The sequence below is a fragment of the Comamonas sp. UBA7528 genome, assembly GCF_002479375.1.
Classification (GTDB): domain Bacteria; phylum Pseudomonadota; class Gammaproteobacteria; order Burkholderiales; family Burkholderiaceae_C; genus Comamonas.
In genome coordinates this window covers 338,426-353,030 of record NZ_DLMU01000008.1, presented here as the reverse complement: position 1 = coordinate 353,030, position 14,605 = coordinate 338,426, and the positions used below count along the sequence as shown (strand labels likewise).

Annotated in this window: 13 protein-coding genes; 7 read left to right on the top strand and 6 right to left on the bottom strand. The window is 66.3% G+C overall.

Annotation, left to right across the window (positions count from 1 at the left end; translation table 11 throughout):
• Window positions 1-15: 15 nt before the first annotated feature.
• Window positions 16-1,542: a circularly permuted type 2 ATP-grasp protein gene (locus tag B3349_RS10615; protein ID WP_291588563.1), complete on the bottom strand. Its 1,527-nt coding sequence runs from the start codon at window positions 1,540-1,542 to the stop codon at window positions 16-18.
• A 107-nt stretch (window positions 1,543-1,649) separates the two neighbouring features.
• Window positions 1,650-4,112 (bottom strand): DNA internalization-related competence protein ComEC/Rec2, encoded by a 2,463-nt coding sequence (locus B3349_RS10610; RefSeq protein WP_414646876.1) that lies wholly within the window; start codon window positions 4,110-4,112, stop codon window positions 1,650-1,652.
• 120 nt (window positions 4,113-4,232) lie between these two features.
• Between B3349_RS10610 and B3349_RS10605 the strand changes: the two genes are divergently transcribed.
• Window positions 4,233-4,691, top strand: a complete 459-nt coding sequence (locus B3349_RS10605; RefSeq protein WP_066539147.1) for a RidA family protein — start codon at window positions 4,233-4,235, stop codon at window positions 4,689-4,691.
• Window positions 4,692-4,881: 190 nt separating this feature from the next.
• Here B3349_RS10605 and B3349_RS10600 read toward each other — a convergent pair whose 3' ends face one another.
• The gene (locus B3349_RS10600) at window positions 4,882-6,510 is read right to left on the bottom strand and encodes a methyl-accepting chemotaxis protein (RefSeq protein WP_291588561.1); all 1,629 of its coding nucleotides are present in this window, start codon (window positions 6,508-6,510) and stop codon (window positions 4,882-4,884) included.
• 578 nt (window positions 6,511-7,088) lie between these two features.
• Window positions 7,089-8,807, bottom strand: a complete 1,719-nt coding sequence (locus tag B3349_RS10595; protein WP_291588560.1) for a methyl-accepting chemotaxis protein — start codon at window positions 8,805-8,807, stop codon at window positions 7,089-7,091.
• Between the two features lie 117 nt (window positions 8,808-8,924).
• Between B3349_RS10595 and B3349_RS10590 the strand changes: the two genes are divergently transcribed.
• The 4 genes from B3349_RS10590 (at window position 8,925) to trhA (ending at window position 11,082) form a co-directional block, all read left to right on the top strand.
• Window positions 8,925-9,188, top strand: a complete 264-nt coding sequence (locus tag B3349_RS10590; RefSeq protein ID WP_291588559.1) for a hypothetical protein — start codon at window positions 8,925-8,927, stop codon at window positions 9,186-9,188.
• Window positions 9,189-9,449: 261 nt separating this feature from the next.
• A complete protein-coding gene (locus tag B3349_RS10585; RefSeq protein ID WP_172591865.1) occupies window positions 9,450-9,620 on the top strand; it encodes a hypothetical protein in 171 nt (56 codons plus the stop codon).
• A gap of 279 nt (window positions 9,621-9,899) precedes the next feature.
• Window positions 9,900-10,292, top strand: a complete 393-nt coding sequence (locus B3349_RS10580) for a nuclear transport factor 2 family protein (RefSeq protein ID WP_291588558.1) — start codon at window positions 9,900-9,902, stop codon at window positions 10,290-10,292.
• 154 nt (window positions 10,293-10,446) lie between these two features.
• Window positions 10,447-11,082, top strand: coding sequence for a PAQR family membrane homeostasis protein TrhA (gene trhA, locus B3349_RS10575; RefSeq protein ID WP_291588557.1), 636 nt, complete (start codon window positions 10,447-10,449; stop codon window positions 11,080-11,082).
• 127 nt (window positions 11,083-11,209) lie between these two features.
• Here trhA and B3349_RS10570 read toward each other — a convergent pair whose 3' ends face one another.
• A complete protein-coding gene (locus B3349_RS10570) occupies window positions 11,210-11,599 on the bottom strand; it encodes a COG4315 family predicted lipoprotein (RefSeq protein WP_066539152.1) in 390 nt (129 codons plus the stop codon).
• Between the two features lie 506 nt (window positions 11,600-12,105).
• Between B3349_RS10570 and B3349_RS10565 the strand changes: the two genes are divergently transcribed.
• Window positions 12,106-12,465: a hypothetical protein gene (locus B3349_RS10565; RefSeq protein WP_291588556.1), complete on the top strand. Its 360-nt coding sequence runs from the start codon at window positions 12,106-12,108 to the stop codon at window positions 12,463-12,465.
• A 317-nt stretch (window positions 12,466-12,782) separates the two neighbouring features.
• Window positions 12,783-13,460, top strand: a complete 678-nt coding sequence (locus B3349_RS10560; protein ID WP_066539154.1) for a YiaD family glycine zipper/OmpA-like lipoprotein — start codon at window positions 12,783-12,785, stop codon at window positions 13,458-13,460.
• 90 nt (window positions 13,461-13,550) lie between these two features.
• On the opposite strand, the gene B3349_RS10555 is transcribed toward B3349_RS10560, so the two are convergent.
• The gene (locus B3349_RS10555) at window positions 13,551-14,495 is read right to left on the bottom strand and encodes a LysR family transcriptional regulator (protein ID WP_291588555.1); all 945 of its coding nucleotides are present in this window, start codon (window positions 14,493-14,495) and stop codon (window positions 13,551-13,553) included.
• Window positions 14,496-14,605: the final 110 nt, after the last annotated feature.

The following is a 14,605-nucleotide window of genomic DNA, read 5'->3' as shown; positions in this document are numbered from 1 at the left end:
TGCAAGCGGTGTTCATCACCAGCCCCCTCCCATGCTCTGCACCATGCCGCCCAGCTCCTGCACCAGCTCCGGTGAAGGCTGGCCCTGGGCCTGTTCGTTCAGCACCCAGGTGTCCTTGGTCCCGCCCCCCTGCGAAGAATTGACCACCAGCGAGCCGTCCTTCAGCGCCACGCGCGTCAGGCCGCCGGCCGCCATGCGCACGCTCTCGCCGCTCAGCACAAAGGGCCGCAGATCGATGTGGCGCGGCGCAATGCCGGCGTCCACCATGGTCGGGCAGCTCGACAGGCTGAGCGTGGGCTGAGCGATATAGCCAGCCGGGTTGGCCAGCAGCGCACGGCGGAAGTCCTCGATCTCGGTCCGTGTGGCGGCAGGGCCGATCAGCATGCCGTAGCCGCCGGCACCATGCACCTCCTTGACCACCAGCTCGTGCAGATGCGCCAGCACGTATTTCAGATCATCCTGCTTGCGGCACAGCCAGGTGGGCACGTTGGAGAGAATCGGTTCTTCGCCCAGGTAGAAGCGGATCATCTCCGGCACATAGGGGTAGACCGATTTGTCGTCGGCGACCCCGGTGCCCACCGCATTGCAGATGGTCACATTGCCAGCGCGGTAGGCGTCCATCAGCCCGGCGCAGCCCAGGGTGGAATTGGGGCGGAACACCAGCGGGTCCAGGAAGTCGTCGTCCACGCGGCGGTAGATCACATCCACACGCTGCAGGCCCCGGGTGGTGCGCATGTAGACCACCTTGTCCTTGACCACCAGGTCCGGCCCTTCGACCAGCTCCACCCCCATTTGCTGCGCCAGGAAGGCGTGCTCAAAGTAGGCACTGTTGTACATCCCCGGCGTCAGCACCACCACCGTGGCCGAGTCGGATGCGGCCCGTGCCGGGGCGCTGGCGCGCAGCGTGTCCAGCAGCATGTCGGGGTAATGCGCCACCGGCTGCACCGCATGCCGGGTGAACAGGTCGGGGAACAACCGCATCATCATCTTGCGGTTTTCCAGCATGTACGACACGCCCGATGGCACGCGCAGATTGTCCTCCAGCACGAAGTACTCGCCTTCTCCCCGGGCATTGCGGGCGCGCACGATATCGATGCCGGCGATGTGCGCATAAATGTCGCGCGGCACGTCCACACCCACCATCTCGGGCCGGTACTGTGCGTTGTTGGCGATCAGGTCCCTGGGCACGATGCCGGCCCGCAGAATGTCCTGGTCATGGTAGATGTCGGCAATGAAGCGGTTCAGTGCCGTGACCCGCTGCACCAGGCCTGCCTGCATGCGCGTCCACTCCGCGCCGGGGATGATGCGTGGGATCAGATCGAACGGAATCAATCGCTCAGTGCCTGCGCCGCTGGCGTCTTTCTCCCCATAGACCGCAAAGGTGATCCCCACGCGGCGGAAGATCATTTCTGCCTCTGCCGCGCGCGCCGCCATGGTCTGCGCCGGTTGCTGTGCCAGCCACTGCGCATAGGCTTTGTAGTGGTCTCGCACGTCACTGCCGTCAAACGGCAGCATGGTGTACATCTCGTCGTACTTCTGCATCGTGGGCCTCCTGGGGATTGCATAGCAAGTTGCGGGCCATAGCGATGCACTATGGGTATGACAGCCAGTTTAAGGGCTGCCACGCTCCACACCCTCCGGGCAAGCACTCACCGATCTGGTGCATGGCTCCAGTAACGTGGGTGCAGACTGCGCTCACAGGCCACTGTCTGCGCCTGCACACCATTCCAGTGCGCCGCGCCGCATTGGGGCGTGCTCTGCACCACCAGGTCCTGGGCGGCATAGCGCCGCAAAACGGGCTCGGCAGGGTGACCGAAACGGTTGCGGTAACCCGCCTGCACCACCACCGTGTGCGGCGCCACCGCCGCCAAAAACGCCGCACTCGACGAGGTGCGGCTGCCGTGGTGGGGCGCCAGCAGCACATCGGCCTGCAGGTTCTGACCGGAGCGCAGCAACGCCGCTTCCTGCGCCGCCTCGATATCGCCCGTCAGCAGCACGGCGGCGCCGTTGGCGGCCTGCACGCGCAGCACGCAACTGGCGGCATTGCCATTGCCCTGCACGCCAGCCGCAGGGTGCAGGACCTGCCACAGCACCCCGTCCCACTCCCACTGCTGACCGGCCACGCAGGGCTGCCAGGATCGCGACAGGCGCTGCGCCACCACGGCTGCCCCCGCCCCCACCAGCCGTGCCTGGGGCTGCTGGGCCAGCACGGCCTCGGCCCCGCCCACATGGTCGGCATCGCCGTGGCTGAGCACCAGCATGTCCAGCCGCTCCCCCAGGGCCTGCAGCAAGGGCTGCACCACCCGGGAGCCGGCATCTCCACCCGGCCAGGCCGGCCCGGCATCAAACAGCAGACTGTGGCGGGCCGTGCGCAGCAGCACCGCAGCCCCCTGGCCCACGTCCAGCGCCAGCATGTCTACCTCGCCATGGGCGGGCCTGGGTGCCTGCCACCACAGGGCAGGCCACAGCAGCGGCAAGGCCAGCACCTTCCACTGCCAGGGCAGAGGCAGCACCAGGCCCACACCGGCAGCGATGGCCGCTGCCGCCGCCCACCACGGCGCCTGCGCCCGGGCGAGACTGGCCCAGGGCCAGGCGGACAGCGCCTCCAGCACCACCGCCATGGCCTGTACACACCCGGCCGCAGCCTCCCACAAGGGGTGCCAGAGCACCCCCAGCAGCGACAGGGGCGTGACCACCAGGGTCACCCAGGGAATGGCCAGCAGATTGGCCAGGCCACCGACCAGCGAGACCTGCCCGAAGAACAGCAGCGACAGCGGACTGAGCGCCAGCACCACCACCATCTGTTCGCGCAGCAGCTGGTACAGCCGCTGTGCCCAGCCTTGCGGCTGCGACCCCGCAGTGCCCGACGCCAGCAGCACCCCCACGGCCACAAAGCTCAGCCAAAAGCCCGCCTGGCACAAGGCCCAGGGATCCCACAGCGCAATCACCGCCAGCACCACACTCCAGACCGCCCACCAGGGCCAGCGCCGGCCTGTGCTGTGCAGCAGGGCCACCACCACCAGCATGCCCACCGTGCGCTGTGCAGGCAGTCCGCCACCACTGAACAGTGCATAGGCTGCAGCCAGCCCCACGCCCCCCCACAGTGCAGCCAGCGGCGCGGGCCAGCGCAGGCACAGCCATGGGCTGCAGCGCCACAAGGCCCCCAGCAGGCGCATCGCCAGCCAGGCAAACATGGTGATGTGCAGGCCCGAAATGCTGACCAGGTGGGCCACACCGGTGCGGCGAAAAACCTCCCAGTCTGCGGTGTCGATGGAGCGCTGGTCGCCCGTGACCAGCGCCGTCACCACGCCAAAGGCACGCCGACGATCGTTCGCCGCATCCGGGTCGGCGGCTGCCGCGCCCGGGACGGCCCCCTGGGCCACGATGGCATCGCGCACCTGCTGGCGCAACGCTTCCACCGGGCGGTGGCCTTCGGCAAGGCCCAGCCGCCGGGGAGCGGTGTTTTTGGGGCCGTCGCGCACATAGCCGGTGGCACCAATGCCCTGGGACCACAGCCACAGCTCCCAGTCCCAGCCATGGGGGTTGCGCGCGCCATGCGGGGCTTTGAGGCGCAGGGTCCAGCGCCAGCGTTCGCCGGCCGAGACCGCAGGCCACGCCGGGGCCCCCGCTCCGCGTGGCGCATACCATGTGACTTCCAGCCGCTGCGGCAGCTCCACGGGCTGTCCATTGGCCCGCTGCGCCTGCTCCACCACCAGTTGCATCCGCAGACCTTGGGAGGTGCGTGCCGGCAGGGCGTCCACCACAGCAGTCACCTCCACATCCACGCCCTCCAAGGCAGGCGCAATGCGCTGGGCTTGCCGCCCCAGGGCCTGCCATCCCGTCAGTGCAAAGGACACCGCCGCAGCGCAGACCACAATCAGAACCAGCAGCCCCTGGTGCGTTCGCCGCGCGCCGGCGTGCGGACGCGCCCACATGGCCGCGCCCCCCAGCAGCACGGCTGCCACGCCCAGCACCGCATACCCCCAACCCGGCCACAGGGCAGGCTGCAGCAGTTGCAGCGCCACCCCCGCCGTGGCGGCCAGGGCCCAGATCGTGGGAGAAAGCCGTACTGCCGTGCACGCGGAGGCGAAAGACGGCTCCACTCTTGGCATACTGGCTGGCATGCGCGCGGTTGTCACCGACGGCCACGCACGCGCCGGAACCGCAGCACGCCCACGGGCGCCGCCGCGCCCTCCTCCCGCCCCGTTCTACCCACCATGCAAGGAACTCCCATGAGTGTCTACGACAAACTCCAAGCCCTGAACATCACCCTGCCCCCGCTGGCCGTCCCGGCCGCCGCCTATGTGCCATTCGTGCAGACGGGCAACCTGGTGTTTCTGAGCGGCCATATTGCCCGCAAGGATGGCAAGGTGTGGACCGGCCAGCTGGGCGGTGCCATCAGCACCGACGAAGGCAAGCTGGCCGCGCGCGCCGTGGCTGTGGACCTGCTGGGCACGCTGCAAGTGGCCTGCGGCGGCGATCTGAACCGCGTCACCCGCATCGTCAAGGTGATGAGCCTGGTGAATTCCACCGCCAGCTTCACCGAGCAGCACCTGGTGACCAACGGCTGCTCCGAGCTGTTGGCCGAAGTGTTTGGCGACAAGGGCTCGCACGCACGCAGCGCCTTTGGCGTGGCACAGGTTCCCATGGGTGCCTGCGTGGAGATCGATCTGGTCGCCGAGATCGCCTGACCCGCTCCGTCAGGCGCGCAGCACAGTGGCCTGGGTGCAGGCCGCCCTTGCCGCACACCGGAAACAAAAAAGCAGCCTCTGGGGCTGCTTTTTTGTTGGGCGCGGACCAACGCACCGTAAAGAGGCCTTTTGCTGTTTGGCCTGATGCCTGGCGTGGCAGTCGGTCACGCCAGCTTGCGGGCCCGGGAGGTCAGCCTTCCAGCTCCAGCATCGCTTGCGGCCGGCTGCCGATGCTGCGGGGCGCCGGCACCGGCCGCTGCAAGCCCAGAACCTGCTGCGCGCCGGGGACCTTGAAACGGCCCACCACGCTTTTCATGTTCTGCGATTGCTCGCTCAGGCTGTGCGAGGCGGCCGCACTTTCCTCCACCAGGGCCGCGTTCTGCTGTGTCATCTGGTCGAGCGAGCTCACGGCCTCGCTGACCTGGGCAATGCCATCGCGCTGCTCGGCGGCCACGGCGTTGATCTCGGCCATGGTCAGCGTCACGCGCTCGATGGACTGGACGATTTCCTGCATGGTGCCGCCCGCTTCATGCACCAGGCGCGCACCATCGGCCACCCGCTCGACCGAGGCCTGGATCAGTTGCTTGATTTCCTTGGCGGCATCCGCGCTGCGGCCGGCCAGAGACCGAACCTCGCTGGCCACCACCGCAAAGCCGCGTCCCTGCTCACCCGCGCGAGCGGCTTCTACCGCCGCGTTCAGCGCCAGGATGTTGGTCTGGAAGGCAATGCCATCAATCACGCCGATGATGTCGGCAATCTTCTGGCTGCTGGCATGGATGTCGTTCATGGTGCTGACCACCTGCCCCACCACAGCCCCGCCCCGCTGGGCCACGCCCGAGGCCTGTTCGGCCAGCTGGGTGGCCTGCTGGGCGTTGCCCGCCGTCTGCTGCAGCGTACTGGTGAGCTGGGCCATGGCGGAGGCCGCCTGCTGCAGGCGGCCCGAGGTTTCCTCGGTACGCTGCGACAGATCCTGGTTGCCCATGGCGATTTCGGCGCTGGCCTGGGCGATGTTGTCGGTGCCGTAGCGCACTTCCTGGATCATGCCCCCCAGCGCCTGGTTCATATTGCGCAGCGAGAGCAGCAACTGCCCGAACTCATCGCTGCGGTCGACCCCCACCTGGGTGCTCAGATCCCCCGCAGCAATGCGCTCGGCGATCTCGTTGGCCTGCACCAGCGGCCGGCGGATGCTGTTGATCAGCCAATGCGCGCCCAGCACGATGGCCACCACCAGCGCCAGCATGCCCACGCCGGCCCACAGGCCCATGCGTACACGGGTGTCTGCCATCTCGGTGCGCATGCGGGTGATGTGGGCGGTTTGCAGGTCGACAAAGGCCTGCAGGCCTTCGAGGTATTTGTCCACCACCGGTTTGTAGGTGGCCTGCACGATCTTCACACTTTCATCCGCGCTCCCGGCTTCCTTGAGCTTCATCACCTGCTGGCGCACCGCAATCATGTCGCTGCGCAGCTGGGCAATACGGGCCATCTGGGCCTTGTCGGCCTCGCTCAGATTGGCTTCTTCCAGGCTTTTCTGTACCTTGGTAATCTGCGCGCTGGTGGCCGCAATGGTGGGCGAGAACTCTTCGCCCACGCTGGGATCGGTACTGAGCACCACGGCCAGCGTGCGCACGGCGTTGGTCTTGGTCAATGCCGCCCAGTGCATGGCGTCCGCCACGCGCTGGGACAGGATGACTTCCTGGGCCTCCTGCTGCTTCTGGAAGCGGTAAGCGCCGGTGCCCACAAAGCCCGCCAGTCCCACCATGCCCGCCACGATACACAGCACACTGATCCACAGCTTGCGTGTGACGCTGATATTTTTCATGCACTCTCCATGCCTCGGTTGCAATGCGTGGATGCGGCCCTGCCACCGTTCGTCCGCCGAAATATCGGCGGTCGCCTGCACGATTGACAAGACTTACACCCAGACACAGTGGACGCCGAACCAGCCCGGCGACGAAATCTGGTTTTCCCTGATGACCTCCATTTCGCATCACTGATGATTACTATGAATTGACATTTCTCAATAGCCATTCACAACCGTTCGTTAACCGGAAACATCCCCAGGCACAGCGTCCCATGCTTTGCAGATAGGCACCGAGCCGTCGGCCATCAGCGATCGCTGTGCAAGCGCACGTCGGATGGTTGCGCCTCGCAGGAGCGTGGCACACCCGCGCCCCGCCGCGCATGCCGCACAACCGCCGCGCTGCGACCGCAGGTACCTGCCTATGGAACCAGCAGGGCAGCACTGCGCAGGATCGCTGCACCGCCGCAAAAAAATGGGGGAGCCGACAGCTCCCCCCAACGCTCGCCATGCCCAATGGACGGTTGCGCCCTCTTCCCTCAATCGACATGCAGCGTGCACCAGGGCCTCGGTGCACGCTGCGTACAGAGCCGCTGCTGCTAGGCCAGCTCCAGTGCACGTGTTGATTCGGTCTGCGGTCCTGCCGGTGCCAATGCGGGCGCCAATGCAGGGGAACGCAGCGCACGTTCTGCGCCCAGGCCGCCAGCCTGGACCTGTGCGGGTGCACCGGTATGTACCGTGGCGGCCACAGCGGCAGCCCTCGTGCGCTGCGGCACGCTGTCCGGCACCTGGAAGCGCTGCACCAGCTCGCGCAGGTGTTCCGACTGCTCACGCAGGCTGAAGGCGGCCGCCGCGCTTTCTTCCACCAGCGCGGCGTTCTGCTGCGTCATCTGGTCCAGTGCGCCCACGGCTTCGCTGACCTGGGCCACGCCGTCACGCTGCTCGGCGGCACTGGCGTTGATCTGCCCCATCACCTGGGTCACACGCTGCACGGACTGCACGATTTCCTGCATGGTGCCACCGGCTTCATGCACCAGGCGCGCACCATCGGCCACCCGCTCGACCGAGGCCTGGATCAGTTGTTTGATTTCCTTGGCGGCATCCGCGCTGCGGCCGGCAAGAGACCGAACCTCGCTGGCCACCACCGCAAAGCCGCGTCCCTGCTCACCCGCGCGAGCGGCTTCCACCGCCGCATTCAACGCCAGGATGTTGGTCTGGAAGGCAATGCCATCGATCACGCCGATGATGTCGGCAATCTTCTGGCTGCTGGCATGGATGTCGTTCATGGTGCTGACCACCTGGCCTACCACGGCCCCCCCGCGCTGGGCCACGCCCGACGCCTGGTCCGCCAGGCCTGCGGCCTGCTGGGCACTGGCCGCCGTCTGCTGCAAGGTGCTGGTCAGCTGCAGCATGGCACTGGCGGCCTGCTGCAGATGGCTGGAAGTGATTTCGGTGCGCTGTGACAGATCCTGGTTGCCGGTGGCGATTTCGGCGCTGGCCAGGGCAATGGCATCGCCGCTGGTGCTCACATCCTGGATCATGGCGCCCAGCGACCGGCTCATGGCCTGCAGTGACAGCAGCAACTGGCCAAACTCGTCGTGGCGCTGCACCGCCCACTGGCTGCGCAGATCGCCGGCCGCAATCTGCCCGGCCACGCCGTTGGCCTGTGCCAGCGCGCGGCGGATGCCGTTGATCAGCAGGTAGGCGCCAATCGACACGCCCAGCAACAGCACCACCATGTTCAGTGCCGAACTGCGCACCACCCCCTGGCGCGCGGCCCCCATTTCGGCACGCATGGCCTCCAGCCCCTGGGACTGGTGCTGCACAAAGCGCAGCAGGCCGGCCAGATAGGCATCCACCGACTGGCGGTAGCCGGTGCGCGCCAGGGCGCGGCTTTCCTCCTCCTGGCCGGCGGCCTTCTTCTGCAGCATCTGATCCCGCTGCGTCTGCATGGCCTGGCGCAAGGCCACCACGTTCTGCATCTGGCTGCGGTCATCCGCATCGCGGGCCGATGCCTCCAACGCCTGTTGCAAAGCGGAGATCTGCTGGCTGGTCGCTGCCATCTGCACGGAGAACTGCTCGGCATCCTGCGCATCGCGGCTGAACACCTGGGCCAGAGTCCGCACCGCATTCACCTGGGTCAGCGCATGCCACTGCGTGGCCTGCTCCAGGCGCAGCGACAGCAGGCGGTCCTGCTCGCCATGCTTTTTCTGGTGCTGGGCCGAGTTGTAGCCCGCCACCCCCACGATGATCACCGCCCCCACCACGATGCTGCCCACCCCCAGCCACAGCTTGTGGGTCACCCCGATGTGCTTCATAGCCCCTCCTCCCTCTTTTTATGATGCGGCGCACTAAAAAGCACGACCGTGCTGATACGAAGTGGACAACAAAGCGCACCGCGTTCGTATCGGTGTAAGCCCCAGGGAAGGTGGCGTGTGGCGCACACCACACGCCTGCAGCTGCATGGATCCCCTGCCATTCACAGGGCTTTGTCGCATTTCTTGCAGCATTTTCTGCAACTGCAGGGTGTCTGCTGCTGCGTCGCCTTTTCAGCTACGTTGCAGCGCCACATTTTTCTGCATTATGAAATTTTGATTCCGCATTCTGAAAAAACATTGGATTTATGCATTTTTACAGGCCAGAAAATCGTTTTGCATTACGAAAAACAAACGCAAATATTTGATTTAAAAGAAGAATAATTTTTTTATGGTGCCAAGAAAGAAATTGCTGCGACGCAAACAATAAGACCCATGCCAACCCTCTGAGGTTGCGGCGGATTCACCCTCCAGCGCAGCCCCTCAGGACCACAGCAACTACCTGCTGTGCCGCACCGCCAGCCAGCCAATTAGCACCACCGTGCTAATTAGCAAGTTGAGCAAGGGATGGTGTTTGACACCCATGTCTTAACCCGGCGCTCCGGCCTTTGACAGCCTGCGCCACCGTTACAGAAGGAGCATCCCATGCCCAACCGCCACGTGACCCTCGCCGCCGACACCACTTCCACCCACGAAGGCAGCTACCTCGGCCGCATCCTTTGCCCGCACTGCATGTGCACCCACACCATCGAAGCCGAAGGCGGCTGCAGCACCGAAGCCTGCGACGACTGCGGCAGCCCCAGCGAAAGCGAATAAGCTTTCCGTCCCGCTCTCCACCGGAGCGGCAGCAGCAGCGTCTTTTTTCTGTGTGCGGCGCTGCCGCTGGCGCTCCGGATCCTGGAGCGATCTCCCCTTCCGCCCCGAATGCCCGCCGTGGCCTTCGGGGCGATTGCTTTGGACAGCCTGCAATGGCTTGCATGGTCGGCCTGCGCCCGCTGCGCCGGTGAAACAGTCTTCACCGCCACGCGCCTAATCCTCCGCTCCAGCGGACCTAGCATGCATGCGCACCCCGGACACCATCACCAGGAGACCACCATGACCACAGCTGCCCCCCAGCAACCCATCCCCCACCCCGAAGAAGCCGCCGTGCGCCTGCCGCTGGAGCTGTACATGCGTGGACACGCCGAGGACTGCGCCGCACACATGCGCGCTGCCTTTCTGCCCAGCGCCCGCCTGGAAAGCGTGCGGGAAGGTCCGCTGACATCGTGGACGCTGGACGTCTACTGCCAGCGCTTCCAGAACACCCCGGCGGCGGACGAGGCCCTGCGCCGCCGCCGCATCGACTGGCTGGACATCACCGGCACCTCGGCCATGGCCAAGGTCACGCTGGAGCATGGCGCCGTCACCTTCACCGACTACTTCGTGCTGCTCAAGACCGAGGCCGGCTGGAAGATTGCCAACAAGGCCTTCCACGCCCAGCCGCAGTAAGTCCAACAGCCAGGCCACACCGCCCACCGCGCCTTCCATCCCCTGCCTGCGGTAGTGCCATTGCCCTGCCCTTAGGCTATGCCAACTGCAACGCACGGGCTGCGCGCACCATGGGAGCAGCGCAGCCTCCGCACGGCGAAAGGCATGGCAACGCATGTACTACGGCGAACGCTTCAATGCATGGACCCACCTGCTGGGCGCCTTGCTGGCGCTGGGTGGTGCGGTGTGGCTGATCGTGCGTGCCAGCCTGCACAGCGACGGCATGGGCATCACCAGCGTGGCCATTTATGGCGCCAGCCTGGTGCTCCTGTACGCCATCTCCACCTGCTACCACAGCGTGCGCGGCCGCGCCAAGCAGGTGATGCGCAAGCTGGACCACCTGAGCATCTACCTGCTGATTGCCGGCAGCTACACCCCGTTTTGCCTGATCAGCCTGCGCGGCGCCTGGGGCTGGTCGCTGTTTGGCGTGGTCTGGGGCATGGCCGTGGTGGGCATGCTCCAGGAGATCAAGCCGCGCAATGAAGCCCGGGTGCTGTCGCTGGTGCTGTATGCCCTGATGGGCTGGGTGGTGCTGGTCGCTGTCGGCCCACTGCTGAACGCACTGGGCACGGCCGGCTTCGTCTGCCTGCTGGCGGGCGGGCTGCTGTACACCGGCGGCATCGTGTTCTTCGCTCTGGACCAGCGGCTGCGCCACGCCCATGGCATCTGGCACCTGTTTGTGCTGGCAGGCAGCAGCCTGCACTATGCGGCGGTGTGGCTGTATGTGCTGCCGGCGCCCGCAGCGCGCTGATCCACGCCGACCCGCCGCTGGATCGAAAAACAGCGACCCAAGCACCCTCTGCAGCGCACCGCCCGGCGATGGCCGCAGTTCCATGGTTCTCAGCGACAGCGGCCAGCGCCGCTGTCATGGGCTCCGCTTACGGTCTGGCGACATGCCAGCTGTTGTTCAGGAAGCCGTCGCCCGTCTTGTCACCGGGCTTGGTGTCCTTGGCCCAGAAGTACAGAGGCCGCCCCTTGTAGGCCCACTGTTTGCTGCCATCGTCGCGCGTCACCACACTCCAGTCGCCAGTGGGTGCCGCATTGGCCTTGGCCATCAGGGGCGGCCAGTTGGTGGCGCAGGGTCCGTTGCAGACACTTTTTCCGCTGCCGGCAGTGTCTCTGTCGAACACATACAACGTCATCTGGTTCGGTCCCACCAGCATGCCATCGCGAATGGTGCTGGGCGAGTTGTCCTTGGCATGGGGGGCCATGGAACAGGCCGCCAGCAGCGCCGGTGCCAGAACAGTGAGGGAAATCATGCGGATCATGGTGTGGTCTCCTTGCTGTGAAATGGCGGCCTGCGGCCGGATAGACGGTAGCCAACGCAGCGCCCCGCCCGGCATGGGCAAAGCGGTACACCACCGCAGCGGCACAGGCTGCGACAGCGCTCGGGGCACATGGCCTGCACCCGCCGTGTCCATCACTCCGGCAGGGCAAGGCCATGCAGTCTCCCTCCATCGCGGCTACACGGTGTAACCGTTGGTGCGTTGTGTACGCTTTCTGTGGCGCCCTGGCCCCTACCCCGGCAGGGAACGGTGCCGACATCGCCCCGGTTTCACGGCCGCTGCGGGAGTGAATAGTGCGCCACCCGCCACACGCATGCGGTGCAGCCGCAGGCCAGCCACTTTTTTTGCACGGCGCGCAGAACTTCTGGCCGGCTGCGCCATCCCAGGACTGCTCCGTGGCAGCCGCATGGATTCAAAAACCATCCCACCAGACTTGATGCGCTCTGCACGGACAATGCATGCAACATTTTTGATAGCAGAACCTACCCATGAGCACCCACAGCTTTCAACTGCCCTTCTTCACCATCGGCGATCTGGATGGACTGAGCGGCGATGACACCACGCGCACCGCCCATATCGACATTCCCACCGACTGCCTGCCCGTGGCCGCCACCCTGCGTTCCGCCCGCCAATGGCTGGTGGAACACCACCCTGCCGTCGACATGGAGTGCGCCGCCGACCTGACGCTGCGCGGCTTTTTTTCCTTCCAGGGCCCGCAAGGCCAGGAAGGTCTGAACGTGGACAGCGCCCAGCTGGTCGCGATCGACGAAGGCTTTGTGGTGCGTGCCAGCCTGGACAATGGCGTGTGCGTGGAAACCGATGTACTGAGCCTGGACGGCCTGGTCTGACCCGCCTGCCACAGCTGTGGCACGTACTGCGCCCCACCGCACCACCGCACCACAGCTCCCGCCCGCTCCCGGCGGGCTTTTTTGCACCTGGGCCACAACGCGGTCACCGACCGACCGCAGGGCAGCGCCGCCCGTGTCTGCTGCCCACTCTCTGCCGCATGCGAAGACCTCGCAGCTTGTAATTTTTTCTATCAAAGCAAGCACTCCCATGCTCACGCATGCATAGCAGCTTGTGCATACGTGGTGCGCTTGAACAACGTTTCTGCATTTCAATTCCGGTACATTCGACGCAGCAACTGTTACTGACGGAGAAAACCTTGCGCGCACGCACTGCCTGGCTGCTGGCCCTGACCTCTTCTGCCCTTGCCCTGAGCGGGTGCAGCGCCCCTGCCCCCACGCCCACCACGCAGGCCCCCACCAACACCACGCGCAATACCGCAGTGGGGGCGGCCGTGGGCGCCGTGGCCGGCGCAGGCGTGGCCCATGCCACGGGCGGCAAAGCCGCTGTGGGTGCGGTCGCCGGTGCGGCCGTGGGCGGCACCGTGGCCTATCTGTGGTCCAGGAACATGGAGCGCCAGCGCCTGGAACTGGAACGCGCCACCAAGGGCACCGGCGTGAAGGTCAGCCGCACCGACGACAACCGGCTCAAGATGGTCTTTCCCGCCGACATCACCTTCAACAGCCACAGCGCCGAGCTGCAACCCCAGGCCCGCACCCTGCTCGGCCGCTTTGCCGACAGCCTCAAGCGCCACCCCACGACGCATGTGCTGATCGTGGGCCACGCCGACAGCAGCGGTGGCCCGCACATCAACGACCCGCTGTCCAAGGACCGCGCCAATGCGGCACGCAACTACATCTTCCAGCAGAAGGTGATGGGCCCGCGCATCCAGACCGAAGGCCGTGGCGCCCGTGAACCCGTGGCCAGCAACGACACACCGGCCGGCCGGGCCAAAAACCGCCGGGTGGAGGTGTTTGTGATGGAACAGCGCAGATAAACAACCGCCAGGGCAGCCCCTGCCCCAGGGCGCCCGCCGGCCTCCATGCCCCAACAGCCTCATCCGCACGCGCACCGGGCTGGTGCGGTATCAGCGTGCGGCGGCTTCCAGCTCCGCCCGGCCCAGCACAAAGGCCGGATTCTCGGTCAGCATCGCCAGCGCCATGTCGATGAACGCCCGCACACGGGCAGGCTGGGCGCTGCGGCTGCCCCAGTACAGATACAGGCTGTGCTGCTCCACCAGGTACGGCAGCAGCACCGGCACCAGGCGGCCGGACCGGATGAACGGCGCCGCCGTGACCCCCGTCAACTGGCCCAGCACCTGGCCGTCCAGCACGGCCTGCAACTCCAGTTCTTCGTCATTGGTGCTGAAAGCCGGCGTGAGTTCCTGGTAGACCACCGCGTCCCCTTCCCGCAACTGCCAGGGCATGGGACGGCCGGTATCGGTGCGCAAGAACACGCTGCAGCGGTGCCGCGCCAGCTCGGCCGGCGTGCGCGGCACGCCCTGCCGCTCCAGATAGGCCGGCGCCGCACAGACGATCAGCTGCAGCGCAAACAGCCGCCGCGCCACCACGCCTTCGGCCGTGGCCGGGCCGCCGCGAAAGCCCACATCCACCCGGTCCTCCACCCAGTTGCCCACATGGTCGTCCAGTTGCACCTCCAGCTGCACCGCGGGGTGGCGGGCACTGAATGCGGACAGCAGCGGCGCCACCACCGGGCGAAAGGTGGAACGCGGCCCCACCACCCGCAGCGGCCCGGCGATCTCGTCCTTGGCATGCTGCACGCCGGCCAGCGCCTGCTCCAGGCTGCGCACAGCCGGCTGCACCGTGGCCAGCAGCTGTCGTCCCTCGGCCGTCAGCGCCATGCTGCGTGTGGTGCGGTGGAACAGGCGCACACCCAGGTGTTTCTCCAGCTGGGCCAGCGCCTGGCTGGCCGCCTGGGCGCTGACGCCCTGCTGCTGTGCCGCCCGGCGCAGACTGCCCAGCTCGGCCGTGTGAAGAAAGGTGTGCAGCGCGCGCAGTTCATTGATGGGCATGGGCCATGGTAGGGGCAAACACCCGACAAATTCGCCTACTGACAACTTTCACTTGTAAATCCTTCAAGGCATTGATGGCTAGTGGCTTGTGAATGTGCTTTCTAGAATCT

Bases quoted from the DNA above. Each gene is read 5' to 3' on its own strand.
- trhA (WP_291588557.1), top strand. From the start codon at position 10,447: ATGTACTACGGCGAACGCTTCAATGCATGGACCCACCTGCTGGGCGCC.
- B3349_RS10595 (WP_291588560.1), bottom strand. From the start codon at position 8,807: ATGAAGCACATCGGGGTGACCCACAAGCTGTGGCTGGGGGTGGGCAGC.
- B3349_RS10585 (WP_172591865.1), top strand. From the start codon at position 9,450: ATGCCCAACCGCCACGTGACCCTCGCCGCCGACACCACTTCCACCCAC.
- B3349_RS10570 (WP_066539152.1), bottom strand. From the start codon at position 11,599: ATGATCCGCATGATTTCCCTCACTGTTCTGGCACCGGCGCTGCTGGCG.
- B3349_RS10615 (WP_291588563.1), bottom strand. From the start codon at position 1,542: ATGCAGAAGTACGACGAGATGTACACCATGCTGCCGTTTGACGGCAGT.
- B3349_RS10610 (WP_414646876.1), bottom strand. From the start codon at position 4,112: ATGCCAAGAGTGGAGCCGTCTTTCGCCTCCGCGTGCACGGCAGTACGG.
- B3349_RS10580 (WP_291588558.1), top strand. From the start codon at position 9,900: ATGACCACAGCTGCCCCCCAGCAACCCATCCCCCACCCCGAAGAAGCC.
- B3349_RS10555 (WP_291588555.1), bottom strand. From the start codon at position 14,495: ATGCCCATCAATGAACTGCGCGCGCTGCACACCTTTCTTCACACGGCC.
- B3349_RS10565 (WP_291588556.1), top strand. From the start codon at position 12,106: ATGAGCACCCACAGCTTTCAACTGCCCTTCTTCACCATCGGCGATCTG.
- B3349_RS10600 (WP_291588561.1), bottom strand. From the start codon at position 6,510: ATGAAAAATATCAGCGTCACACGCAAGCTGTGGATCAGTGTGCTGTGT.
- B3349_RS10605 (WP_066539147.1), top strand. From the start codon at position 4,233: ATGAGTGTCTACGACAAACTCCAAGCCCTGAACATCACCCTGCCCCCG.